The 24,429-nt window shown below is 46.5% G+C and carries 19 protein-coding genes; 5 read left to right on the top strand and 14 right to left on the bottom strand.

From position 1 onward, the window contains the following. Positions 1 to 13: 13 nt before the first annotated feature. From QT996_RS09135 to QT996_RS09100, 8 genes are all read right to left on the bottom strand, one after another. Positions 14 to 145, bottom strand: coding sequence for a hypothetical protein (locus QT996_RS09135; protein ID WP_333046009.1), 132 nt, complete (start codon positions 143 to 145; stop codon positions 14 to 16). After that, complete coding sequence (locus QT996_RS09130) at positions 120 to 4,955, bottom strand: PAS domain S-box protein (protein ID WP_333046008.1); 4,836 nt, start codon at positions 4,953 to 4,955, stop codon at positions 120 to 122. The genes QT996_RS09135 and QT996_RS09130 overlap by 26 nt, the downstream gene beginning before the upstream one ends. A 505-nt stretch (positions 4,956 to 5,460) precedes the next feature. Continuing rightward, positions 5,461 to 6,936, bottom strand: a complete 1,476-nt coding sequence (locus QT996_RS09125) for an adenylate/guanylate cyclase domain-containing protein (RefSeq protein WP_333046007.1) — start codon at positions 6,934 to 6,936, stop codon at positions 5,461 to 5,463. A 70-nt stretch (positions 6,937 to 7,006) separates the two neighbouring features. Continuing rightward, positions 7,007 to 7,351, bottom strand: coding sequence for a slr1659 superfamily regulator (locus tag QT996_RS09120; RefSeq protein ID WP_333046006.1), 345 nt, complete (start codon positions 7,349 to 7,351; stop codon positions 7,007 to 7,009). A gap of 46 nt (positions 7,352 to 7,397) precedes the next feature. Further along, positions 7,398 to 7,976, bottom strand: coding sequence for a DUF6272 family protein (locus QT996_RS09115; protein WP_333046004.1), 579 nt, complete (start codon positions 7,974 to 7,976; stop codon positions 7,398 to 7,400). Positions 7,977 to 8,053: 77 nt separating this feature from the next. Continuing rightward, positions 8,054 to 8,599 (bottom strand): PP2C family protein-serine/threonine phosphatase, encoded by a 546-nt coding sequence (locus QT996_RS09110; protein ID WP_445304555.1) that lies wholly within the window; start codon positions 8,597 to 8,599, stop codon positions 8,054 to 8,056. Between the two features lie 6 nt (positions 8,600 to 8,605). Further along, positions 8,606 to 9,262, bottom strand: coding sequence for a HAMP domain-containing protein (locus QT996_RS28615; RefSeq protein ID WP_445304554.1), 657 nt, complete (start codon positions 9,260 to 9,262; stop codon positions 8,606 to 8,608). 341 nt (positions 9,263 to 9,603) lie between these two features. Then, a complete protein-coding gene (locus QT996_RS09100; RefSeq protein WP_333046002.1) occupies positions 9,604 to 9,990 on the bottom strand; it encodes a hypothetical protein in 387 nt (128 codons plus the stop codon). Between the two features lie 565 nt (positions 9,991 to 10,555). On the opposite strand from QT996_RS09100, the gene QT996_RS09095 reads away from it, so the two are divergent. Further along, entirely contained in the window at positions 10,556 to 11,140 is a 585-nt protein-coding gene (locus tag QT996_RS09095; protein WP_333046001.1) for a hypothetical protein, read from the top strand. A 237-nt stretch (positions 11,141 to 11,377) separates the two neighbouring features. Here the strand turns inward: QT996_RS09095 and mnmA are convergent, their stop codons facing one another. Further along, positions 11,378 to 12,466, bottom strand: coding sequence for a tRNA 2-thiouridine(34) synthase MnmA (mnmA, locus tag QT996_RS09090; RefSeq protein ID WP_333046000.1), 1,089 nt, complete (start codon positions 12,464 to 12,466; stop codon positions 11,378 to 11,380). A 114-nt stretch (positions 12,467 to 12,580) separates the two neighbouring features. Between mnmA and QT996_RS09085 the strand changes: the two genes are divergently transcribed. The 3 genes from QT996_RS09085 to QT996_RS09075 all read left to right on the top strand — a co-directional run bounded on the left by QT996_RS09085 (position 12,581) and on the right by QT996_RS09075 (position 15,787). Then, positions 12,581 to 14,233 carry an NAD(P)H-hydrate dehydratase gene (locus tag QT996_RS09085; RefSeq protein ID WP_333045999.1) on the top strand — a complete coding sequence of 551 codons (1,653 nt, stop codon included), beginning with the start codon at positions 12,581 to 12,583 and terminating at the stop codon, positions 14,231 to 14,233. Positions 14,234 to 14,513: 280 nt separating this feature from the next. Further along, on the top strand, positions 14,514 to 15,044 hold the full coding sequence (locus QT996_RS09080; protein WP_333045998.1) for a peptidoglycan-binding protein: 531 nt from the start codon (positions 14,514 to 14,516) through the stop codon (positions 15,042 to 15,044). Between the two features lie 188 nt (positions 15,045 to 15,232). Continuing rightward, positions 15,233 to 15,787: a hypothetical protein gene (locus QT996_RS09075; protein ID WP_333045997.1), complete on the top strand. Its 555-nt coding sequence runs from the start codon at positions 15,233 to 15,235 to the stop codon at positions 15,785 to 15,787. A gap of 282 nt (positions 15,788 to 16,069) precedes the next feature. On the opposite strand, the gene QT996_RS09070 is transcribed toward QT996_RS09075, so the two are convergent. From QT996_RS09070 to QT996_RS09055, 4 genes are all read right to left on the bottom strand, one after another. Continuing rightward, a complete protein-coding gene (locus QT996_RS09070) occupies positions 16,070 to 16,543 on the bottom strand; it encodes a TerB family tellurite resistance protein (protein ID WP_333045995.1) in 474 nt (157 codons plus the stop codon). A 114-nt stretch (positions 16,544 to 16,657) separates the two neighbouring features. Continuing rightward, positions 16,658 to 18,559: a M61 family metallopeptidase gene (locus QT996_RS09065; RefSeq protein WP_333045994.1), complete on the bottom strand. Its 1,902-nt coding sequence runs from the start codon at positions 18,557 to 18,559 to the stop codon at positions 16,658 to 16,660. Then, positions 18,556 to 19,236, bottom strand: a complete 681-nt coding sequence (locus tag QT996_RS09060; protein WP_333045993.1) for a Crp/Fnr family transcriptional regulator — start codon at positions 19,234 to 19,236, stop codon at positions 18,556 to 18,558. Before QT996_RS09060 ends, QT996_RS09065 begins: the two co-directional genes overlap by 4 nt. 160 nt (positions 19,237 to 19,396) lie before the next feature. After that, positions 19,397 to 20,281 (bottom strand): inositol monophosphatase family protein, encoded by an 885-nt coding sequence (locus tag QT996_RS09055; RefSeq protein WP_333045991.1) that lies wholly within the window; start codon positions 20,279 to 20,281, stop codon positions 19,397 to 19,399. 434 nt (positions 20,282 to 20,715) lie between these two features. Between QT996_RS09055 and QT996_RS09050 the strand changes: the two genes are divergently transcribed. After that, a complete protein-coding gene (locus QT996_RS09050) occupies positions 20,716 to 21,792 on the top strand; it encodes a glycosyltransferase family 4 protein (protein ID WP_333045988.1) in 1,077 nt (358 codons plus the stop codon). A gap of 394 nt (positions 21,793 to 22,186) precedes the next feature. On the opposite strand, the gene QT996_RS09045 is transcribed toward QT996_RS09050, so the two are convergent. Further along, positions 22,187 to 24,112, bottom strand: a complete 1,926-nt coding sequence (locus tag QT996_RS09045) for an alpha-amylase family glycosyl hydrolase (RefSeq protein ID WP_333045987.1) — start codon at positions 24,110 to 24,112, stop codon at positions 22,187 to 22,189. Between the last annotated feature and the right edge of the window lie 317 nt (positions 24,113 to 24,429).

Below are 24,429 nucleotides of genomic sequence, written 5' to 3'. Positions count from 1 at the left end.
ACGCACTGTTAGACTAGAAACCGGATTTATTGATGGATTCTCCTGTAATACAAATATCGCTGCCTAACCACAGCAACTTAAAAGCTTGGTGATGTTCGATCGGTTTGAGTTCCTTCGGCTCAATTTTTATAGCTTGCGGGGTCATGAGTGTTCTTGCTAAGAAGTGCGGCGATCGTCTTAATTAATTTATCCGGTTCGATCGGCTTTGCCAGATGTCGCTGAAATCCAGCTTGCAAAGCTTGCTGTTGGTTAAACTCCCCCGCATAGGCAGTCAGGGCGATCGCGGGAATCAGCCCACCCCGTTCTGGCGGCAGGGCTCGCACTTGCCGCAACAGCATATAGCCATCCATCCCCGGCATTCCAATGTCGCTCAACAGGACATCTGGCTGGAAATTAGCCAACGCTGTGAGGGCTTCTTGAGGGACAGCAAAACTAACTACCTCTGCACCTGCATCTTCTAGCAAAAAGGAAATCAACTCTCGCATATCCGGCTCATCATCTACCACAAGTATCCGCATCCCGGATAACGGTTCATCCGCAGTCGATCGTTCCGAAAGTCCTGCAAGAGAGTTTTCTTGTCTTACCTTCCCTGATAGGGGCAGTCTTACGGTAAAGGTAGCTCCTAACCCTTCACCCTGGCTCTCTGCCCCAACGGTGCCACCGTGCAGTTCGACTAGATGCCGCACGATCGCCAGCCCCAATCCCAAGCCACCAAACTTGCGGGTTGTAGCGCCATCTTTTTGCCTGAAGTAGTCAAACACGTAGGGTAAAAACTCCCGTGCGATGCCAATCCCTGTATCAGCCACCGTAATTTGAGCCTGATTGCCAACACGAGTCAAATTCACCTCAACGCGCCCCCCGGCTGAGGTGAATTTGACCGCATTAGAAACAAGATTCCAGACAATCTGCTGCAAACGACCCGAATCCCCCAAAATCTGTCCGATCTGAGGCTCTAACACAGTCCGAATATCAATGGATTTGGCAACAGCAGCCAAATTGACGGTTTCGATCGCCGATTCTACAGTTAAAGCTAAATCGACTGGACGAATATTAAGACTGAGCTTGCCTTGGAGAATTTTCGACACATCAAGCAAATCTTCAATCAATTCTGTTTGCAGCTTGGCATTGCGTTCGATCGTCGCTAGCGCCTGTGCAGTTTTGGCCTCATCCAGCTTGCCAGTTTGCAGCAGCTTTGTCCAGCCCAGGATGGGATTGAGGGGCGATCGCAATTCATGGGACAGTACCGCTAAAAACTCATCCTTGATGCGATTTGCCTGTCTTAGCTGTTCCGCTTGCTCCTGGAGTGAAGCATTCAGGTTTGTCCGTTCCAGAGCGATCGCGATCTGGTCACACGTCGATCGCAGCAGCTCGATTTCTGCAGGCGTGAAGTGCGTCCGAGTCCGACTGGCAAATGAGAGCGTTCCTAATAACCGCCCCTGAGCGATTAACGGTTGACCCGCGTAAGCCGTGATGCCCATGTCACAGACGGCTTTAGCATTTGGATGAGTGGAAATTTGGGCTTGATTCAAGACAATTTGCTGCTGCGTTTGGGCAACCAGTCCACAGAGATATTCCCCTAATTCGATCCATGCGATCGCCTGCGCCCTTTCTTCAGAGAGGCCATCGTAGTTTCTCAAATGCAGCATCAAGCGGTTGTCTTTTTCTTCCACCATGAAGTTGTAGTAAGAGTGCAGATCGAGTTGCACAGCAAGTTTGCGGAATAGCGTGTCCATCAACGCCAGAGGCTGTTCTATCTGCATCAGATCGCGGGTAGTTTCATAGAGCAATTGCAGTCGCTCACTTGCTTGCCGTTGTGCGGTCTTGTCCTGTATGATTTTGACAAGTCCCTGCGGACAATCCGCATCATTAAGCAGGGGCATCATCAATCCACTTGCCCAAAAGCGATTCCCATCTTTACAAATATGCCAGCGTTCGTTTTCAGCTCGTCCTTGCATTAGAGCCGTTTGCATTTCGTGTTCGGCTTGTCCTTGTTCGTTATCTTCGGCTGTGAACATCATCCGACTCGGGCAACCAATTGCTTCTGTCTCGGTATAGCCCAACAGGCGTTCTGCCCCTGAGTTCCAACTGGCAATGAGGCCGTTAAGGTCGAGGGTGAAGATCGCATAATCTTTGGCGCTTTCAAAGATCAGACGGAGGCGGGATTCACTCTGGCGCAGGGCTTCCTCAGCTTGTTTGTGGTCTTCAATATCAACACAGGAGCCGATGTAGCCCAAGAACTCACCTTCCAATCCGTACCGAGGAACAGCTTCATACATAATCCAACGGTATATGCCATCAAAGCGTTTCAAGCGATATTCCATCTTGAACGGTTGACGGGCATCAAAGGCAGTCACATAGGTGTGTAAACATCGATCGAGGTCGTGGAGGTAGACTCCTTCTGTCCAACCATTGCCCCTTTCTTGCTCGATCGTCCGTCCCGTAAAGTTTAGCCACGGGAGGTTGAAGTAATTACAGAGTTTATCGGTGCCAGCCATCCAAATCAGCACAGGGGCGGCATCTGCCATCAGCCGGAACCGTGCCTCACTCTCCCGTAGTGTGGCTTCGGCTTGTTTGCGATCGGTGATATCGTTTACCAGTGCTACAAACCCTTCAACTTTTCCCTGGCTATTGAAGCGGGGAACATAGGTTGCATTGACATAACGGGTTACACCATCTTTGTAGGGAATTTGGCTTTCAAAGGTCACTTCCTCTCCTGCCAAAACTTGCTCAACATAAGGACGAATCGCTTCATACCCCGTTTCGCCTAAAACCTCTGGGAGATGCTTGCCGTAGATTTCTTTTGCCTGAGATCCAAACCATTCTTCATATGCTCGATTGGTGAAGCGATAGCGCTGGTCTGAGTCTACAAAGGAAATCAAGGCCGGCACGGCATTGGTGACTAAACGAAGTTCTGCTTCTCGTTGTTGCAATACCTCCTCGGCAAGTTTTCGATCGGTAATATTTCGGAAATAAATGGTAATCCCGTTCGCGGCGGGGTAGGTGTGAACGTCATACCACCGATCGTGATCGGGATAAAACGCCGTCAGTGACAAAGCCACGCGCTCGTTTGCCACGCGGCGATGAACCCGCTCAAACTCGCTGCCCTCGAGTCCTGGGAATTCTTCCCAAAAATTCTTACCAATCAGATTGCCCGGAGTGCAATCTAGCAGAATTTCCGCTGATTGATTCACGTAAGTGAAACGCCAATTCTCATCAAGGGCAAAGAATCCATCATCAATGCTCTCGATAATGTTCCGACTCTGCTCTTCGCTTTGACGCAAAGCTTCTTCGGCTTGTTTACGATCGCTGATGTCAATGAATACGCCCCGCGTCGAAATTAGGATGCCATCAGCGTTGTAGGCGCAATCGCCCTTTGCCAAAATCCAACGAACGGTGCCATCTGCCCATAGCGTCCGATACTCTATTTCAGTATGCGGTTTATTCGCTTTTAGCTCACTGAGGACGGTGTGAACGAACGGGCGATCGTCGTGATGCACGGCTTCTAAAAACACCTGCACCGACATTGCTGTATTGACGGGTAAACCAAACATCGCTTTGGCTTTATCCGTAAAACTCAGCGTGTCAGTTTCTATATCCCAATACCACAAACCAAAATTGCCGCCTTCGGAAGCCAGTCGGAGTTGTTCTTCGCTCTCACGCAACGCCTGGAACGATTGATCGCGCTCGAAGGCGATGCTGGCAACTTGGGTGCCGAACTCGGCGAGTTTATGTTCCCAATCCGTCGGCATCCGCGCCTCGCTAAAGCACAGCATCAGCGACCCCAGAGGTAGATTGTCCTGCCTGAACACGGGCTGAGAATGACACGCTAGAATGCCATGAGCCACACATAAATTTCGCCATGCTTGCGACCAGCGATCGTCGTTGGCAATGTCGGCGCAGGTCACGGACTGACCGCTATACACTGCTTCGCCACACGTTCCAATGCACAAATCGTTAATGGGAGCATCTTGGAGTCCTTCAGCAAAAGACGGTGGAAAGTCTGGAGTAATGGATCGGTTAAAAGTTAACCGCTGAGCATCGGCTAGCAGGAAGCAGGCGCGGGTACCCGGATTGAGCCTGGATACTGAGTCACACACGGCTGCCAGACAGTCGTCTAGCGGCTGCCCGAATGCGATGGACTCTAGCAGTCGTTTCTGCTCGACCAGGAGGAGCTCGGCCTGCTTGCGATGGGTAATGTCAGCAAGCAAAACGGTCAGTCCACTCGACGAAGGGTAAATTCGATGGTCATGCCAACCATTCCAAGGTGAGTAGAGATAATCAAACTGGAGCGGCGTTTGTTCGCGCATTGCCCGATGAAACTGCACGTAAGCATCCGTGTCAACTGCCGCCGGAAATAGCTCCCAAACATTCTGACCCAGAATCGCTGACCGCTGCATTCCAACCATTTCACAGTAGCGATCGTTGGCATAGGTGTAGCGCCAATCGCGATCGAGGATGTAAAATCCATCGTTGATGCTAGAAAGTACCGTTTCTAGCTGTTCTTTTGCCTCAGTTGCCGCAGTTTGTGCTGCTTCGCTCCGAGCCTGCGCCTTGTGTTCTAGCGACCTTGCCTCCTGTAAAGTTTGCAAGGCTGCTGTGGCGTTTTTTTGAGCAGTGCGCCGGGATAAACTGAGTGAAGCGATCCATCCTGCGGCGATCGAAAATATACCCAGCCGAACAATTGTCTCTACATTAACTATCTGTAACGAATACAACGGCTCAATAAAAAAATAGTTGATGGCCAGCGTGGATAAAATTGTTGCCAGTAACCCAGCCCCAAAACTGCCATACCAGGCACTCACTATCACTGCGAGGAAAAACAGGGGCGTAGTGGTTGGGTAGATCCACGGTAAAAGCGATCGCGTTAGCCCCAGTGCCAGAGCCACGGAGAGGGTCGCCACACCATAGGGAAGTAGTCGAACTCTGAAAATGCTGTTGATTCCCTCAAAACTCACCCTTTGTACTCCTTATCCGAAAAATATCTTGCTCGCAGTGCCTGAGTGCATTCGCGAAGCGCTGCATCTGGCAAATTACCTAACTCATCCAGCAATATCTAACTTTGCTTGAGTGCCCAGCGAGAATGCGTAGCCTGTCCATTTTCCCCACCATTAATCGGGGAAAGGTCATCCCTAATTCATCCGCCAACTTTTTTTGAGACAGGTTCAGCGCTGACCACCGTTCTGGCACCAAATTACCGATCGCTGGTTTTTGAGCCCTAAGCCGTTCAATTTTGAGAAACCTCAGAAGTAACAGCTATAAAGCTGTTTATATTTTACACCTTTGACAGATCCCAGAGGTCAGTCATCTCTCTCAAGATATAGAGCAATCCTTACAGGAGTCGTAAATTTTTTACCCCATCCCAACCCTTCCCGAACCTGCTCGGAGAAAGTAAGAAATTCACAAGTAATGGGAGGATTGCTATATGGAGTCAATCTAAAATCTCAAATAGAGTAACTTGCTTTAAATTCCTTTGAGGAGCGATCGCCAATCCCGACAGCGTTTCAGGTAAATGCGAGCTACATGATCGCTGGGATTTGTTCGCAAACACTCTTCAAATAATTTTCCAGCTTCTCGGAACTCCTTGCGCTCGCACAGTAACATAGCTTCATTATATACAGACAAATTTGCTCGCTTCGCTGACAGAATTTCCGGCGGATCTGCATCAAATACCTCATAAACTACCACATATTGAGATTTTCCTTTTACCTGTACTTTATCCACAATCCTAATAGCATAATCCTTCGGATTTCGCAACCGTTCCAAAGTCTGCTGAGAAATTAACAGAGGTACGCCGTAATCTTTAGTCAATCCTTCAATGCGAGATGCTAAATTAACAGCATCGCTAATCACAGTGCTGTCCATTCGGCTTTTACCCCCGACTGTCCCCAGCATCAAAGAACCCGAATTGATGCCAATTCCAATTTGAATCGGGACGTAGCCGACACCTTTACGGTGTTCGTTGTAACCAGTTAGAATATTTAGCATCGCAATACCCGCTTTCACTGCATCATCTGCACAGTCGCTAAACAAAGCCATAATTGCATCGCCGATGTATTTATCAATAAAGCCGTTATTGCTAGTAATAGCAGGCTCCATCCGCGAAAGGTAAGCATTAATAAAATTAAAATTTTCTTGCGGCGTCATAGTTTCCGAAAGCGCCGTGAAGTCGCGGATATCAGCAAACAGCACCGACATTTCCTGCTGCACTTGGTCGCCTAAATTGACATCTATAATACTTTCATATCCCAACAGATTGAGAAATTGATGTGGCACAAATCTACCGTAAGCATCCGTTAATTCTGATTCGGCATCCAGAAATTTTTCCAAGTTTAGATTGAGTTCAAATAGTTTTTTAATAGATTTATGGCGATCTGCTTCAGCTTGTTTGCGTTCCGTGACATCTTGAAAAACTGCGATCGCAAAAGCAACTTTGCCACCCTCCTCAAAAATTGGCGTTCCCCAAATTTCAAGAGGAATTTTCTTGTCTGGTTGATGAATTTCCATATCATCAGCCGTCGCGCTTTCGCCCCTCAAAGCTCGGACTATCGGCAAATTCTCGGAAGGGTAAATAGTATCAGTTCCCGCGATATAAATTTGATAACTTTCTGAAAAATCATTAACGTTATTTAACGGCAAAACCCCTTGACGGAATAACTGCTGTCCGGCGTGATTGACGTAGTAAGGTCTGCCTTGAGAATCGAGCACGGCCACGCCTATTGGAATCGCTTCCAAAAATTGAGCCAGCTTGTTTTCGCCTTCGCGCACCGCCTCGAATGCGCGAGATCGTAACTCAGTTTCAACCGTATCGGAATGTTGAGCAGTAGTTTCCAGCAAGATTTCCAGATCCGCTTTTTCCTCCTTCAAGTCTTCCACTTGCTGGCGCAATCTTTCTATCTCTAAAAGTAGCTGTTCTCTAGATGGTTGTTCTTCCAGCATAACTCGAGAATTGGCGCCTCGACTAACAAAAAATCGCTTAACAGCTCGCACCCTAAAAGTAATTGTGTTTCTAGAGAAATTCCAACTGCAAACCAGGCATCAGGCGCTGGAAATTCCTCAAAGATTTACCGTGCCAAGCTATACTTTGAGAGCCTTCCACCGCCATTTGCACCCTGGCTGTTTTGCGGATCTCGATAATAAACTTCGATAGCATATTTATGCCAGAACTATTCAAAAATTCTAACTGCTGCAAATTGAGGGTAATTTTCGTCGGTTCCAAGTCGGCAACCTTCGTCAGCAACTGCGCTATCGGCGCGTACTCCGCAGGCCCGCTCAGCCTTAGAGATCCAATAAAACTCACGGTTTCCGTTGCTGGATCGTAACAGATCCGGTAATCTTCTGTATTAATTTCCATAGCCACAAAAAAAAGTTCCTTAGATATTATCGATCGCCAGCGTTGCTTATACTGTTAATTGCACCATAGTTGTTACCGCAATTACTTCCGGGTCTTTGTGTACGGTCTGGAATTTCCAGCCAAGTTTGGCGGTATAATCGGTGAGCATGGTCAACAAACCCAATCCAGAATTGGTACAGCTTTCGTCAGCAGCATTTTTTTCCAACCGCTGAATGTAAAGTTCGCTGGGCTCGCAGGTCAGCAACTGCTGAATATAAGCCTGAAACTTGTCCACAGCTTGCGGAGAGATGCTGTTAGCAACTGAGAAAATCACTCCGTCGCTCTCTAATTGCAGTTTAATAGCGATCGGGTACTCCGAGGTTTCATCATTAAACTTCATGGCATTTTCCAATAACTCGTTTGCAATGTAGCTAACAGCGCTTTTTATTTCCGCTTGTCTTTCAATTGTCGAAGGCTCGTCTTGGTTGCCGGGAAAAAAAGTCGTCAGGTAGTCAGCCAGAAAATCCGCTGACAAACCGTTGTTCCGCCACCGCTGCTTGAGAGGAACCGAACTCGGAGAAAATCCAATTATTAAGTATTCTTGGCTAGCGAACTGCTCGATGAAATCGCCGAAGATTTGAGTCATACCCATGTGAGAGCTAAAGTTTGAGAGGAGGGGGATCACTGAATATATTTTAAACTTTAGAAGCGATCTCCAAGTATTTATTTTTGTTTTCGTACCAACAATGTGATGTCATCAAAAACTTTTTGTTCGCCGATGTGCGATCGCACGTCCTTAATTACAGCGTGCCTAGTTTCGGCAGCCGAACGCTGCCAATTAATCTCTATTACCTTAATTAACCTATCTAAACCATAAAGCAGTTTCTCCATATTTTCAGCTTCCGTAATCCCGTCAGTGTACAGCACAACCACATCTCCTGAACGCAAATACACAATTTTCTCAGCAACAAATTCAGCAATATCTACATCCAGCCCGATCGGGAAACCCAAATGGATCGTATCAAACCTCTCTGCACAACCGTTACACCGTACAACAATCATTTCTTCGTGCTGGCCGCTCAACTTCAGCATCCCCTCCTCATAGTCTAGCAAGGCAAGGCTAGCGTTTTTGTCGCATTTCATCCGCTGCACATTATTGTAAATTACACTGTTAATAGCACTTAAAAACCTTACTGGGTCGGGTTCATTGTAGGCGATCAAAGTTCGCACTGCCGTTGGAACCATAATCATTAAAACACCGCTCTCCAATCCGTGTCACGTCACATCGCCAATGCCAATTTTTACTCTCCCTTTGTGTTGGAGTACGTCGTAATAGTCGCCGCCTACTTCCTCAGCCACCTCCATAAATCCCGCAATATCTAAGTCGATAACTTCCTTGAGTTCTCGGTCTTTCGGCAGCATCTGCTGAATCTTGCGAGTAACGTCTAGTTCGGCGATCATTCGCATATTTTCAGCTTTTAGGCGCTCGTTGAGAACAGTAATTTCTTGATTTGCACCAACTAAAGCATCGGTAATCCTGTTAAACGCACCCACAACTTGCCCGAGTTCATATCGGTTATCCAAAATAATTTTGTGGTCTAGATTGCCGTTTGCCATTTTTTTTGAGGCTTCGTCTAGCACAAATACAGTTTGCATAACTGCCCTGTAGAAAGACACAAATAAATAAATAACAATTTCTAAAGTTGCTAACATACAAATCCAAATTATGCGTTTTCTTGCAACAAAAATATCACTAGGTTTTTGCAGGAGAAAGTCTAATTGATTGACTGTTTCGTCCCACAGTTCAAAACTCGAAGTCAGAACTCGATCGCTCCCATCAAGATAGGCATAATATTCCACTACCGCTGTGGGATTAATCAGTTTATCTATGTACCCAGTTAGCTGCTCTACTACCGAGTTAAAATTTGTCAATTCTCGCTTAATTTAGGTCGCAAATTCCCGCGAGGATTGCTAACTCCTACCTCCATATTAAGTGATAAATCCTGATTGAGTTCTCTCACTTTGCCCACCAAAGTAATCAATTTCGCTCTTTCTTCAGGTGTGGCATCGGAACGCGAGCTACTTTTTTGACAAATTAGCCTAATCTCTGACAATATTTTTTGCATTGCTGGAAGCTTCAGCAAAGTAGCATCCATCAAATAATAGGTATCTGGATCGGGGTCTAATATTAGATTGGAAGTATCACCGACGCGAGCGCTTAATTTATTATTAATATCTGCTCTTAACTCTTGATATAAAAAATCGTAATTTTATCAACTCCACTGGCGGCGACGAAGTTTAAAATTTTGCCAATTTTGATAAATTTTATTAAATTTATCGCCCGCCACTAAAATTTTTCCTAACTGGCGGGTATTTGCCAGGGATTGAAAGTTCGCGTCAATCTTAGCTTCTAAATTAACCGGTGACTCTGGATTGCTTAAATTGGCATTTAAACCCTGATAATTTAACCGTTGAAGTTTCGGTATGTGTTCCCGCAACTGGCGAAGTGGGCGCAGGTATTGATTACCGTAGATTTCTTTTTGGGCCAAATCAACCCTGCTGTTAATTTCGGAAATCCGCAGGTACATGACCAAGGTTAACGGTATTGCCAATAGAAAACCGATTAAGGTAAATTTTTGAGGATAGCTCAGCCGGTTCATTAAATGGATTCCTAGGGATTTTCTGTTCATAATCGATACATTTCAACAATCTTCTACTAAACAAGTAACCTTTGCTACTAAAGTAGTTTCGGGTACGCTCGCTCAAGAAAACCACAATACTAATACAATTAATCAGCAATAGCTGATTTTATTTCTAATGCGTTTTCGTCCTGTTGCAACAAACTTTGTGGCATCCCTGTGATATCCTTGGCTCAGCTCGCCTCCCACAGTCTAAAACACGTTTAGCAGTTTTGGAACGAAGAATAGTAATTTGTACTGAGATTGGGGGGCAGGATTAGAGGCTTTTAAGAATATTTACTTAAGCATAAATTTTTCTTAATACCCTGAGACAAAAAGTAAAAATTAAGTAATAACTGGGTAGTGCAAGTTTCCAGAAACACAACTGCAGGCAGCGAGTAGGAAATACTTGCGTTGCACCAGCAACCCGCAGTCAAGTCGGTTCTGCACAAAGGAACCAATAGCACCAGCAAGAGTGTCTAAATAAGTATCTGCAGTTGAGTGTTCAGGAGCGATCGCGCATTGTGTAAAGTGAGGCAGAGGGCGTATGATAGAAAGAATCTCCAAAAATAAAATTCAAAAAAATAAAAACCGAGACCAAAAGCAGCCCAATCCTGTAATCTTGGCTTTGGTGCTGACAGGAATTCTAGTATGGGAAATGTATCCGGCGCTAAGAAACACCGCAGCAGCTAAGGCGGGCGCCCTCAAAGATTCCCTTGCCCAGTTGGAAAGTCAACAGCAGCAAACCGCGCAGCAATTTTCCTCAGCCGCGGTGCGCCCAAAAATCAGCTATTCGGTATTGGCACTTAATACTCTAATTTCCGAACCGGGCAATTTGGCCGAGGCTACGCGCCAAAATCCCCCGAACAAATTGCCCGCAACTGTGGCAGCAGCCGTTCGCCAAGAGTTGTCGGACTCCACTGGCATTGCTGCTGAGAAGTTGAAAGTAACTGAATCCAGCGGACAAAGTTGGCCGAATACTTGTTTAGGACTCGCGAAAGCAGATGAAATTTGCGGTCAAATGATTGTCGAAGGTTGGCGGGTTGTGGTTTCTGATGGTAGGCAAACTTGGGTTTACCGTACTAATGCTAGGGGAAATATCTTGCGTTTGGAAAAAAAGTTACCTCGGTAAATTTGAGGCTGTGAAATCAAAAATAAACTTCCTTTTGGAACAGGCAAGATGCCTGTTCCACAAAGAGTGAGTTTTTTTGTGGGTGGGGATCACAACAGGCAAGATGCCTGTTCCACAAAGAGTGAGTTTTTTTGTGGGTGGGGATCACGCAAGATGCCTGTTCCACAAAGAGTGAGTTTTTTGTGTGGGTGGTTTCTTGTGGGGAGTAGGGGTTGGGCTTCTAGCCCGCCCCTTGCTTTAATTTGGGAGTTGGTTTCTTTCGATGATGCCACCGCCCAACAGCACGTCTCCATCATACCAAACAGCCGCTTGTCCGGGGGTAATGCTCAACTGCGGTTCATCAAAAATTAACTTAACTCTTGTACGGTAGGCGTTTTCTTCTCCCGCAGTTTCCAGGGGAGTTACAGTGGCGGGGACGGGGTGCGATCGATACCGAATCTGTACCTGAGCCCGAATCGGAGCCGTCGGTGCAGCTACAGAAACCCAATTCACTTTATCGACAGTACACTCAGATTCTACTGCCAACTGTCGATCGCCCACAATTACCCGATTGCCAGCAGCATCAAGTTCAATCACGTACAGCGGTTCCGGTGCAGCAATTCCGAGTCCCTTCCGCTGACCGATGGTGTAGTGGTGAACGCCGTCGTGCTGTCCGAGCACCCGCCCTGACTTGTCCACAATGTCACCCTTTTGCGGCGCAATGTACTTGTCCAGAAAAGCCCGCATCGAACCGTTACTTTCCACCAAGCACAAATCCTGACTTTCCGGCTTATCAGCAGTTGTCAAGCCAAATTCCGCCGCAATTCTGCGAGTTTCAGTCTTGGTAATTTCCCCTAAAGGAAATTCCGTACCCGCCAACAAATCCTGTGTTAGATCGTACAGGAAATAAGACTGATCTTTCGCAGGGTCGATCGCCCGCAGCAACTGATAGCGACCTGTAGCAGCATCGTAAGCAATCCGAGCGTAGTGCCCTGTAGCGATTTTTTCAATTCCGAGTTCTTCGCGAGCATACTTAAGCATTGGCCCGAACTTCACAGTTTTATTGCACTGCGAACAAGGCAAAGGCGTAACTCCTGCACTGTAACCCTCCACCAAATAATCGACAATACTTGCCTGAAAGACCTCGCGGCTGTCAACAATATGATGGGGAACGCCCAAATCTTCGCAAATTTTAGCGGCATCGACCATTCCCTCAGAGCAACACTGACCTTTGCCCTTCATCAACCACAGCGTTAAACCCACCACTTCATATCCCTGATGGTGTAAAATTGCGGCTGCTGCGGAACTATCGACCCCGCCGGAGAGGCCTACAACAATCTTGTTCATGGTTGGAGAGAAATTGCTATTTTACTGTTACTTCGTTCGATCGAGCTAATTTATTATAACACAAGCATACTACAACCTGCCACGGCTGCTGTTAGCTGAAATTTTAGCACTAATATGACTATTCAAAAATTTGTTGTCACCGCCGACCAAATGCGGCAAATAGAAACGAGAATCTTTGCTGCTGGAATGCCAGTAGCAGCTTTAATGGAAAAAGTCGCGGGACTGATTGCTAGACGCATTCAGGAGCTTTTGAAAGCGGAAGGAAGTTGGGCAACGAGCAGTGTACGGGATTTAACGGATAGAAGGAAAAGGCAAGAAGGAAAAAATCTTGTTAATTCTCAATTGCCACTTATCGGCGTATTGGTTGGGCCCGGACACAACGGTGGCGATGCTTTGGTTGTTGCCCGCGAATTACACTTTCAAGGATTCCAAGTAGTTATTTACTGCCCGTTTTCTAAGCTAAAAGAACTAACAAAAAATCACGCTGATTATGCGCGTTCTTTAAATATTCCATTTGTTGATAAAATTGAAAATCTGAAAAACTGCACTTTGCTCGTAGATGGTTTATTTGGATTTGGGTTAGAACGAGAAATTATTAACGTCACTGCGGCAGCTATTGACGAAATAAATAATTTAAATATACCCGTTTTAAGTATAGACATTCCATCGGGAATTCATACAGATACCGGAGAAGTTTTGGGGACGGCAATCAGGGCAAAACATACATTATGTTTGGGTTTGTGGAAAATGGCATTTCTGCAAGATCGAGCGTTAGAATATATCGGCAGTTCAGAATTAATTGATTTTGATATTCCTGCAGCAGATATTGCAGCAATATTGGGTGAAATGCCAGCAATACAACGCATTACTAAAGCCTCGGCAACTCAGCATTTACCATTACCCCGATCACCAATTTCGCACAAATACACCAACGGTCACTTACTAATTATTGCAGGTTCCCGCCGCTACAGCGGAGCAGCAATTTTGGCAGCATTGGGAGCAAGAGCTAGCGGTGTCGGAATGCTGTCAATTGCTGTTCCCGAGTCAATTAAACCGATGTTGAGCAGTCAGTTGCCAGAGGCGTTAGTTATAGGATGTCCCGAAACCCAGAACGGTGCAATTAGCCAGTTGCCAGTAGCCATTGATTTGAGCATCTATGATGCGATCGCCGCAGGGCCAGGTCTGACATTGGAAGCGGCAATAGCTGTAGAATCTGTACTGGAGAGCGATCGACCTCTGGTTTTAGATGCTGACGGTTTAAATATCCTCGCTCAACTTGGCACAGTCCCGATTTTGTCGGAACGTTCAGCACTGACAATTATCACGCCTCACCCGGGGGAATTCAAGCGTTTATTTCCCGAATTAGCCGACGAAACCGGTGATGATCGAATTGCCGCCACTCAAGCAGCAGCTCAGCTTTGCGGTGCAGCGGTATTGCTCAAAGGAGCCAGAGTGTGCATAAGTTGGAAGGATGAAGGCGATTCCCTACGGGATAGCTACGCTTCACGTACCATCACCTACCTCAATCCCGAAAGCACCCCAGCCCTCGCCAGAGGCGGCAGTGGCGACGTTCTCACCGGCTTGTTAGGGGGACTATTAGCAACAGCGATCGCCCGCAAATCCCCCCCCCAATCAGTTGCTGCAACAGCAGCTTGGTGGCACGCTCAAGCCGGAATAATGGCTGCCAAAGAACGGACGGAATTAGGAGTAGATGCCTTTACTTTGACACAGTATTTAATTCCAACATTGCGAGAATTGGCTGAGTAAACAATCAACAGTAATGGGTAGGCCGCGTACCCCGCATCTTTGTATTTTGTAGGAGTATTTTGTAGGGTGCGTACAGCGCACCTTACCGGTTGATTTGTAGTGACGACAAGTCCTCATGAAAATCTTAGGACTTGGATTCCTTACTAAAAACCAACGGGTAACTCAAACGAGTGTCACTCATTTGAGGGTCACTCGAAAAAGGGACTGTGCATTCACAAATCCCACCAGTTATACCTGAAATATCAAAAACCAAAACTTAAATGTTGATAGGAACCACATTATGTTCACCGAAGAAAGAAGTCTGAACAATGAAACTATGGCTCTCGTGGCCGATACTACTGCTCAATCAACTCTTGCATTTGCTGAAACCACTGCAGTAAACAAACCCACTTTACAAATCGGTTCAACAGGTCAAGCTGTCAAGGAACTACAACAGCTTCTATATCATTGGGCATATTATTTCGGCCCGATTGACGGTATCTTCGGCGTCCAAGTTCAAAGCGCGGTCAAAGGCTATCAACACCGCGTCTTTTTAAAAGAAGATGGGATTGTGGGCCCTATCACTTGGGAAGCACTATACTCTGGTGCACCTGTGAATATGCCGATCGTCATGAAGGGCAGTTCTGGTAATGCTGTTAAAATTGTTCAGAATGTCTTGAAAATCAATGGATACTATTTCGGCTCCATTGACGGATTCTTCGCGGCGATGACAGATGTAGCAGTGCGACAATTGCAACTGAGCAAGGCTTTACCGCAAGATGGAATTGTCGGCTACAGAACTTGGCACGCCCTCAGCAAGTTACCCCACTAATGACTGCTTAGATTCCTAGGAATTACGCTCTAACTATAAATGTAGGGTGCGCACCGCGCACCTTACTTACCCGATCGTAGGGCGCGCACGGAGTATTTAAGCGCTTAACAGTTATTCCACATTGAGCACTCTAACAAACCAACTGCATCAAAACTCAATTCTATTTATTTAGCCAAGGCATTTGTCCTATGACAACCACACCTCTATATGTTCCACAGCCCAACGGAGATTTGTGTCAAAGCGCTTGTATTGCTATGGCTTTAGGTACAAGCGATGTTTGGGGAATTCGCTCTGACTTAGAAGCGATTGTTGCGAGTCAAGGAGCTGAGCAGACTGGTGATCCTTATGTAATGGGTGAGTACCTTACATCTCGGGTTTCATCTTATAAGTTTCTTGTTGATGGCTCCTTAAATGATGCCAAAGAAGCCCTCAACAATGGCTGCATTGTGATTACTCACGGATGGTTCACTCGTCTCGGTCACATCATTCTACTGTTTGGATCTGAGCCTGATATGCGCACGATGTCCTACCGTTTTATGCTTCACGATCCGAATGGAGAGTACGATTTTCCCAGTGGTGTACATGACACATCTACATCGGGCGCAAATATGCGTTATTCAAGCTACGGTGTATATGCTACCTGTGTCGCGTCACTGGACTACGACCATGCTCGTGCTATATACAGCGAAAAGAGGTTAGATTCAAATCTTCAGAACGCTTGGTTGCATATTATTAAAAACTAAATAACTTTTAGTTTGTAGGGTGCGCACCGCGCACCTTTGTGTTTCGTTTGTAGTGAGGACTGAAGTCTTCATAAAAATCATTTGAGATTTTAGATTTTAGATAGCATCCCCCTGGCGAGGGTCGCGCTGCCGCTGGACTCAGAAAATTATTATTCCGATACTTACCTAAAAAGACTTACGCATCGGGGGCTTCTTCCCGGTTTCTACGAAAGATTCCAGGTTTAGTAACGATAAATCTAGAAATCAACCGGGTTTTTAAGCCAAGCGAGCGCAAGCCCCGAACTAGCCTTTGATGAACTTTTCTAATTTGTGAGCCATCTTCTCGACAATTCCCTCTGAAGTATCTGCAGCCGATGATTCAGCTTCAATACGCTTGACCACATCCTCTGAAAGATTCAGCAACTGCACTAATTTTTGATAAGCTGCGGCTTCTTCAGCGTTAATTTTTGGTTCATCTGGAGTACGAGAACTAGAGGAAATCACTTCATAGCCGAGTTGCAGGACCAATTCCTTTTCATCTTGAGTTTCTAGTTGACCGATCAACTCATCAAGGGGAATATTTTGCATGATGTAATCCCGCAGTTCTTGTTGCATTTGTTGTCCGTCGGTATCTGGGGCAAACAAACGACAAAAGCGATCGAGCATTAAATTAACTTCTTCGGTGGCGAGTTGGCCGTCAGCCCAGGCCATAGAAGCAACAATTCTCAGCAGATTCATCTGGCGGGGCGTAATTGATGGAGGAGGTGGGGTTTGCATAATCAAAATTGGTTATTGGGAATTGGGAATTGGGAATTGGGAATTGGGAATTGGGAATTGGGGATTGAGGCTGATTCCTTCTTGTCTTTTATTTCCCTTTCCCCTTCATTTATGTCACAATTTCGATAAAGGAACTCCCAGCCATCCAGTAAAGTTTTGTTTCTGAATAGCCGTGGGCTGTTCCACCGGCACGATCGAGTAACGCGTCGGTCGCGGCGGGGCGAGAGTAACACGACGAGTCCGCAGTTCATCTTGGTGAAAAACTGTCACCTCTATTGTGTCCCCCGGCTGATAATCTTTTAGTCTCTCGCCCGCTTGTTCTGAATTTACCCGAAAACCTTCGATCGCTAGCAACTCGTCCCCAGCGTCAATTCCCGCCAATTGTGCCGGAGAGCCTATTTCGACAAATTTAACCATTTCCCGCCCGTTTTCCGTTCCCAACGTCCAACCAGTGCGAGGCGTTTGGTCACTTTTATCTACCCAAATTTGCAGCCCGAAAGGTTCCAGATATTGGTTGTAAGGCAGCTCTTCTGTGCCGTCTATATAGCGCGCAAAAAAGTCGCTCAAATCGATGCCGGCGACTGACTCGATCGCACTTTGCAACTCTTCGGGAGTAAAGCCTATTTCTGCCGGCAGCGAAGGAGAATTTAACTGTCCGTTTGATGTCAAATGCGCCGACTTGGCCTCTGTTTCCCGCTTCAGTTCAAAATCGTCGTTTTTACTGGAATTAGCATTGCCAAACTGCTGCCACATCAAACGCATCACATCGTCGAGCGATCGCTCGTTGCCGTGTCGGGCTCGAATCAACAAATCGAGCAAAAACGAAACAACTTCCCCTTTCAAATAATAGGAAACCTGCGAGTTGTCGCTGTTAGCATCCCTGCGATAAAGTTTAATCCAAGCATCCCAGCTCGACTCACTGACAGGCTGCACACTCCGCCCCGGAGTCGTCTGCAAGCGAGTGATCTCCTTAGCTAGATTTTGAAATAAACCCTTCACGCCGTAGATACCAGCTCGAAAAGGAATCACCAAATCGTAATAACTGGTAGTGCCTTCGGAGAACCACAATGAAGGAGTATAATTTTCTTGTTCGTAGTCAAATACTTCGATAGCTTTCGGTCGAATGCGCTTGACATTCCAGAGGTGAAAAAACTCGTGAGCCACCAACTGAATAAAGCGTTCATACTTGTCTTTAGCCCGAAAATTAAAACGCGGATAGTTGAGAGTGCAGCACTCCTTGTGTTCCAAACCGCCAAAACCTGAGCCGGACAAATGCAGCAAAAACACATAGCGTTCGTAAGGCAAACCGCCAAAGATTTTGGCCTCAACCTCAATGACTTTTTGGATGTCTCGAATCGCCCCCTCGGGTTCTAAATTGCCTTTTCCCCAAACAACTAGCTGGTGGGGTTTTCCCATCACTTCAAACTCGTACACTTCGTGATAGCCAATCTCAAAAGGACTGTCTACGAGAGTGTCAAAATCCGCTGCAGCAAAAGTAAGATTTTGCCCGGAAACAGGTGGCAAAGCAGTAACTGTGCGCCATTGGGGCTGCGGTGGCACAACTGTCACGGTGTAACAGTTGCGCTCAAAACCGGGCAAGAAAAAGCATAAAGCCGCCGGATTGAAATAACCGTGAGTCGAGTCTAAATGATTGGTTCGCACTGTCAGTTCGTTGGCCAAAATGCGGTAAAAAACCGTGACATCTGACACCGAATTTGTCTCGATTTGCCAGTGATTTTTGCTGAGCTTGCGCCAAGGTAAAGCTCGATCGCCCGCCTGCGAGCTAAAATCTTGCAGGTGGCGGGCGTACTCTCGAACCAAGTAAGAACCAGGAGTCCAGACAGGCATTTTTAAATCCAGAATCGGCTTCGACCAACCTTGCACGCGCAAAGTCACTTCAAACAGGTGGGATTCTGGATTCGGCATCGCCACCGAATATTGAATTGTCGGTGCTGTTAGTTGCCCCTGACGGTTGTCGGCAGCCGACGAGGTATCCAAAGAAGTAACATCAGTCATTGACTTGCCAAATTAATCAAGTGCTTGAGGTTGATCAAATGGATAGTTTGGCGGTCTGGATCGATTTTGATCCAACCTTTACTATCGAGTTTTTCCATAATTTTGCTGGTTTCATCTAGGGTGATATCTGTGACATCAGCTAAGTCTTCATAAGGAATATTGAAGATATCTTTGCCCTCAGCAGTTTTCTGACCGTAGTTTTCTGCCAGCTCGACTAAAGTATTTGCTAGTTTAACCGCTGGCTGGCGGTTGCGGAGTTGATAGCGGAGATTGGTTTGGCGCAGCCGCCGTACCATCAGTTGCAGCATCCGGTGGTGCAATTGCGGATCTTTAAACAGGGTTTGGATAAATCGCTGAGCTGTGACGCTGAGAAGTCGCACGGGGGATAGAGCAAGTACGTCATTTGATCGGGGAGATTCGTCCAGAATGGCCATTTCACCGAAGAACGCACCCCGTCCTAAAATAGCCATTGATACAGCTCGATCGTTTGACAAGCGCCGGACTTTTACCCAGCCAGACACGACAAAGTAAATCGCGTTGCCCCAAGAATCCTCCATCACCACAGCTCGGCCCGGGGGATACTCATGCTTGACGGCATTTGATAGCAGCCCTCCCAAGGTTTCTGGGTTAGCACCCTTAAATAGAGGGAATAGCTCACTGAAAGCTTCTGTCTTCATGCAAACTCGCGGAGGTGGGAAATATGATTAGGCGACACCCAACAGCTAGGGAACGATCGATGTTTGGGAACACAAACAATCCGTTGCTCCTTTAATTGATGATAAGGGTGCAGAGGCGCGCTTCACGTAAAATTGGTAGATTCTTTAATCTTAAACGGGTTTACAAGCCTGCCACGGCCTGTTGAACTTTGCCCAACAGAGGTTCTATGTATTCCGGCCAGCCGATCGCCATTGACTGCGTGTGGGCCAGAGTCTCCGGCTCGATCACATCTGCCGTCCACCTCAGCGGTTGACCTTGCAAGTCGCAACAAACCAATCCGGCTGCTTTTGCTAGAGCCAGAGGGCCGGCGGTATCCCACACTTTAACTCGGCCGTTGAGATACAGGTACAAACCGGCTCGACCGAAGATAACTTCCATCACTTTTAAGCCAAAGCTGCCCAGCGAGTAAAATTCGGCTCCGGGGATGCTGTGGGCGATCGCCCGGGCGTAGTTTTTCTGGTCTTTGTCTCCGAGAATAATTTTACAATTTTCCGCTGTCGGGGCCGGGGGTTTGCACAGGGCGATCGGCTGCGGCGTTTGGGTTCCGACTGTTTGGAACAATCCCCAATCTTTGCCACCAAAATACATTTGGTCAAAAGCCGGGGCGTAGATCCAACCGGCCACCGGTTCCCCCTCAAGCAGCAGCCCCACCATCGAAGCGTAGTGCAGTTTTCCCCGAATAAATTCTTCAGTCCCATCGAGGGGATCGATGCACCAGAGGCGCTGGTAATTAGCCCCGTAAGCTGCTCTGGAGGCGCTGTTTTCCTCGGTGATCCTGCCATCTTCAGGAAACAAAGCGCTAAATGCTGCCGATAGTTGTCGGTCTAGGTATTGATCGATACTCGTCACGTAGTCGTTGGGCCCTTTCTCGGAAACTTCAAAAGGTTCGGCTGCTAGCTTGTAAGCTTCTTGACCGCACTCGCGCAGGGTGTAGCGAATTTTTTGGTCTTGCTCTGGAGAAATATACATGAGGTTAAACATAAATGCTTTAGCTAACTTCAGCATAAAAGCTTAAGTCCTTGGAATCGATCGGCGCGTGTCACTGTTTTTGACTCGTACAGGATTTGCGCCCGGGTGTCCATAAAGCCAGTTTCGTAACCATGAGGACCGTTGCTATACAAGCCCCAGACAGGGTTGGTGGAAGTCACAAAAATTTAGACAGGAGGGAGAACCCCCCAGATTCATCTGTAGAGTCAAATCTCAAATCTCAAATCTCAAATCGACACCATCAGCGCCGTTGCGATAGAAGCGCCAGAGAGGATTGGTGGAACTCACAAAAATTTAGACATTAGGTAGAACCCCCCAGATTCATCTGTAGAGTCAAATCTCAAATCTCAAATCGACTGACCGATCACACTAGCACTTTCAACAGCAGAGGATAGAATCTTCTGAGGTTAGATAATTTGTCCCAGCACCAACATGATTATAAGGAGAATACTTTGAAGTACCATTTGGCATTAGGTCGTAAAATAGACCTAGATGGAATTGACCGCGATGCAAAACTCGGCAAATGCCCTCGCCACGTCCTGCGAGCCCTCAGAGACCGCTTAAATGCCACTGTCCACGCCCCTGATGGCGAAGCGATATCGTTGAGCGACAAGCTGCGATCGCAAATTTCTTCTAAACCCGAACATTGGGCCGCCGCCCGCAAGTTGTCCGAGCAAGTCAGCAGCGACGACGTGATATTTTGTACCGGCGAGGACATTGGCATTCCAGTGGCGGCGGTGTGCGGTGAATCGTCCGTGAAGCGTAGCTATCCCGTAGGGCATCGCCCGAAAATTGTTGTATATTTCCATAATATCGATCGGCTGCGCGGCCGCGTCGCCCTGAAACTATTCGGTTTGGCTGACAAAATTGACGTGTTCATGGCCTGCGCCAGCCCTCAAACAAACTTCCTCCGTAGCTATTTAGGTATACCTGAATCGCGCATCTTAGTGCTTCTAGAGCAGACAGACACCCAGTTTTTCACACCGGGTCCAGTTTCGGGGGAAAAAAAGCGGCAAACAGTTGTTAGCGTCGGATTAGAAAAGCGCGACTACCGAGTTTTAGCAGCAGCAACTGCTGACTTAGATGTTGACGTAAAAATTAGCGGCTTTTCTAAAGATGCCAAAGCTTTATCGCAAGCTTTCCCCGATACTATGCCAGAAAATATGTCCCGCAAATTCTACGAATGGCCGGATTTAGTGCAGCTTTACCGCGATGCAGACGTAGTTGCAGTTTGTTTGGCAGACAATAAATATGCTGCTGGAGTGCAGGGTTTAGTCGAAGCAATGGCCTGCAAGCGACCGGTCGTCATTACTCGGACTCAAGGTATCGTCGATTATTTAACGGGCCCGGATATTGCCAAAGTGGTAGATGTGGGAGATGCACCAGGTTTGCGCGAGGCGATCGTCCATTTGCTAAAAAATCCTCAAGAAGCTGAATCTCAAGCGCAGCGGGGCTACGAAATGGTTGTGAACCAGCACAGCAGCGAACGTTATATCGATGTTTTAGTCGAGAAATTGCGATCGCTTTAATAAAACTATAGGGTGTGCATTGCCCACCATAAATCATGTCCAAAGGATGCACAATGCACATCTTACTGCTTGACATAAAATGTCAAAGTATTTGTTATCTAAGCCCCCTTTAAAAAAGTAATAATTTATGAAGTTTAGTTACGAATTAAATCTCCCAGGAATTACGGCACAAATACTAGAAAAAATTGCATTTCCTAGCTCGCCTATCCTCAAATTATCTGCGTTTATCTGTGTGTAGCTGTCTTACATCTGCGGTTTCTGGATCGAAGACTTGTGCAAGAGGTCTAGTAAACAAACCGGATTTTAAAACATAATCGAAAGCCTTAAGGAAGTATTTTCGTCCATCAAATCCGGCTTATGCGTCCAGGAATGTCTCACTCAAAACTTAAAACTATTAAGACTCCCGTCCACTCGCCCACTTATCTCGCCATTTCACAGTTCCTTCCGAAACTAAAACCCAGCGGCGACAAACCAGATTTTCTCGCAGCGGCGACATTCCTTCCCGTAGCAGCGCATACTTATAAGAAATCAACTTCCCCGCACTTTCATTAAAAGGAATTTCCCCAAACCAAGTATTAGTATTTATATACTCCAACGGGTAACCCTTACTAATATCCCAATTCCCCAATTCAGGACAATCTCCAATCACCACAATTCTTTCACCAGGCTGAGTTCTAACGCTGTTAAGCTGCGCCCGCACAATAGTTTTCGCCTTAACTCGCTCTCCGACGCGACTAAAAATCATTACTTCCCGCACACCCAACTCTAAGTTGTACAGCATTCCATCTTTAACTTCCAACTTACGGCGCGATAAAACCTCCGTATGCTCTCCATCAGGCAGCTCAGTATCCACCTCTTTAATTGTAACATAATTGCCACGATTCATCGCTACAAACACCACGGAATCGCGATAGCGGCGCACGTAACAATAAACATCAGCAGTTAGATATTTTGACCACTGACTCCCCATCGAAATAGCTGGATTCAGTCGCCTCAATCCAGACAGCAACCGTACATCTCGGTAAATCGGGGAATCAGTATCCCACTTTTCCATCATGGGGCGGTTGTAAGGGTCATTTCCCCCTTCAGTATCATCGTGCAGATACTGTTCGGTGCCGTAATAAATGCAAGGAATGCCGCGAGTCGTCATCATTAAACATATCGCCAACCTGAGCATTTTTGGATCGGGATTCAACGACTGAAACCTGGGCATATCGTGGTTGTCAATAAAAGTAATCAACTCCGTCGCCCCGTAGTAGCGGTGATCCAAATTCAGTACATCTTGGACTAACTGAAATCCCGCGCCAGCGCCCTTCCCCAATACTTCTCGAATTGCCACGCACAAACCAAAATCTAAAATAGTCATCCCCGACTCGTTGACAAATTCCACAGAACGATCGTTTCGAGGATCGCTGTAAATCCATTCGCCAAAAATGAAAACATCAGGTCTGTGTGTTAAAATGTCAGCATTAAATTCCTGCCAAAACCAAATAGGCATATGCTTAACTGTATCCACCCGCAAAGCATCAACGCCTCTGTCGAGCCATTGTTTAATTGCTGACTTAATGTAATTGCGGTAGGCAATATTGTTTTCGTTAAAAGTTGCTAAACCCGAGAGTTCGCAATTTTGGACTTGCCATTCATCTTCCCAGTTTGTGACTTCGCCGTAGTGGTGATACCAGTTATCTTCATCGTCGTTAAAGTCAGCTATTTTTACGCCGTCATCGTAGAGTTCCCCTTTTTTTCCGCTAAAATCTGGGTTGCTGTGATTGCAGACAATATCGAGTACGATTTTCATGTTTCGCTGGTGCAACTCGTGTACTAATTTGTCAAATACGGTATCTTTAGTTTCTTGTGTTTGGTTGATAGAAGGATTATCGTTTTTGGCAATAAAGCGGGGATTGAGTCGCTTGAAATCTTTAGTCCAGTAGCCGTGAATCGCCGCTTGTTCGACAAATAATGCTTCTACTTGCTCGAACAGTGGCGTCAGCCAAACTGCGGTAACACCCATATCTTTTAAGTAGTCGAGTTTGTCAATAACTCCTTGCAAGTCGCCGCCCCAATATCTGCCCCAATCTTTGCCTTCTGGATCGTAAAGTTCTGGGTTTGGGCCTTCGTTATTTGTGGGGTCGCCGTCGCAAAAGCGATCGACTACAATGAAATAAATTGTTTCTTGTCGGAATTCAATGTCTCGGGTGTAGAGGAATTCTAAATCTAGTTCGCTTTCTGGCTTAACTTCTTGTACCAGAGACTCAATTTTTTCTTCTTGTTCGCTAACTTCGTATTGAGAGGAAGTTTGATTGGGAGTGACTGATGTCATGAGATGTATTTTTTTATATTGTAAGATTGGTCAGTTATTCGGAGCTAGAGTCGGAGATAGCTTTCCCCTCTGACTGACTTTTACAGCATCATACGGAATTTACTGGTTTAATGAAATCTTCCTTTAGACGGAGGGCAGACTCATCCTTGAGCATTAAGTTGATGAGTGTTAATATTTAGGATAATTCTCAATCAAAGAGGCAGAGCATCAAAAACCTACCCTACCAGGCTGAGGCTCGTAACGATAAAAGGTAGAGTAATTGTGCGATCGCACTTTTTCCCTTCCTTTCATTCCTCCCGCAAGTTTTGGATATCTTC

The organism is Microcoleus sp. S13C4, from assembly GCF_036700865.1.
Lineage (GTDB): Bacteria > Cyanobacteriota > Cyanobacteriia > Cyanobacteriales > Microcoleaceae > Microcoleus.
The sequence above is the reverse complement of the archived record's forward strand: the minus strand, read 5'-3'. Positions and strand labels throughout refer to the sequence as shown.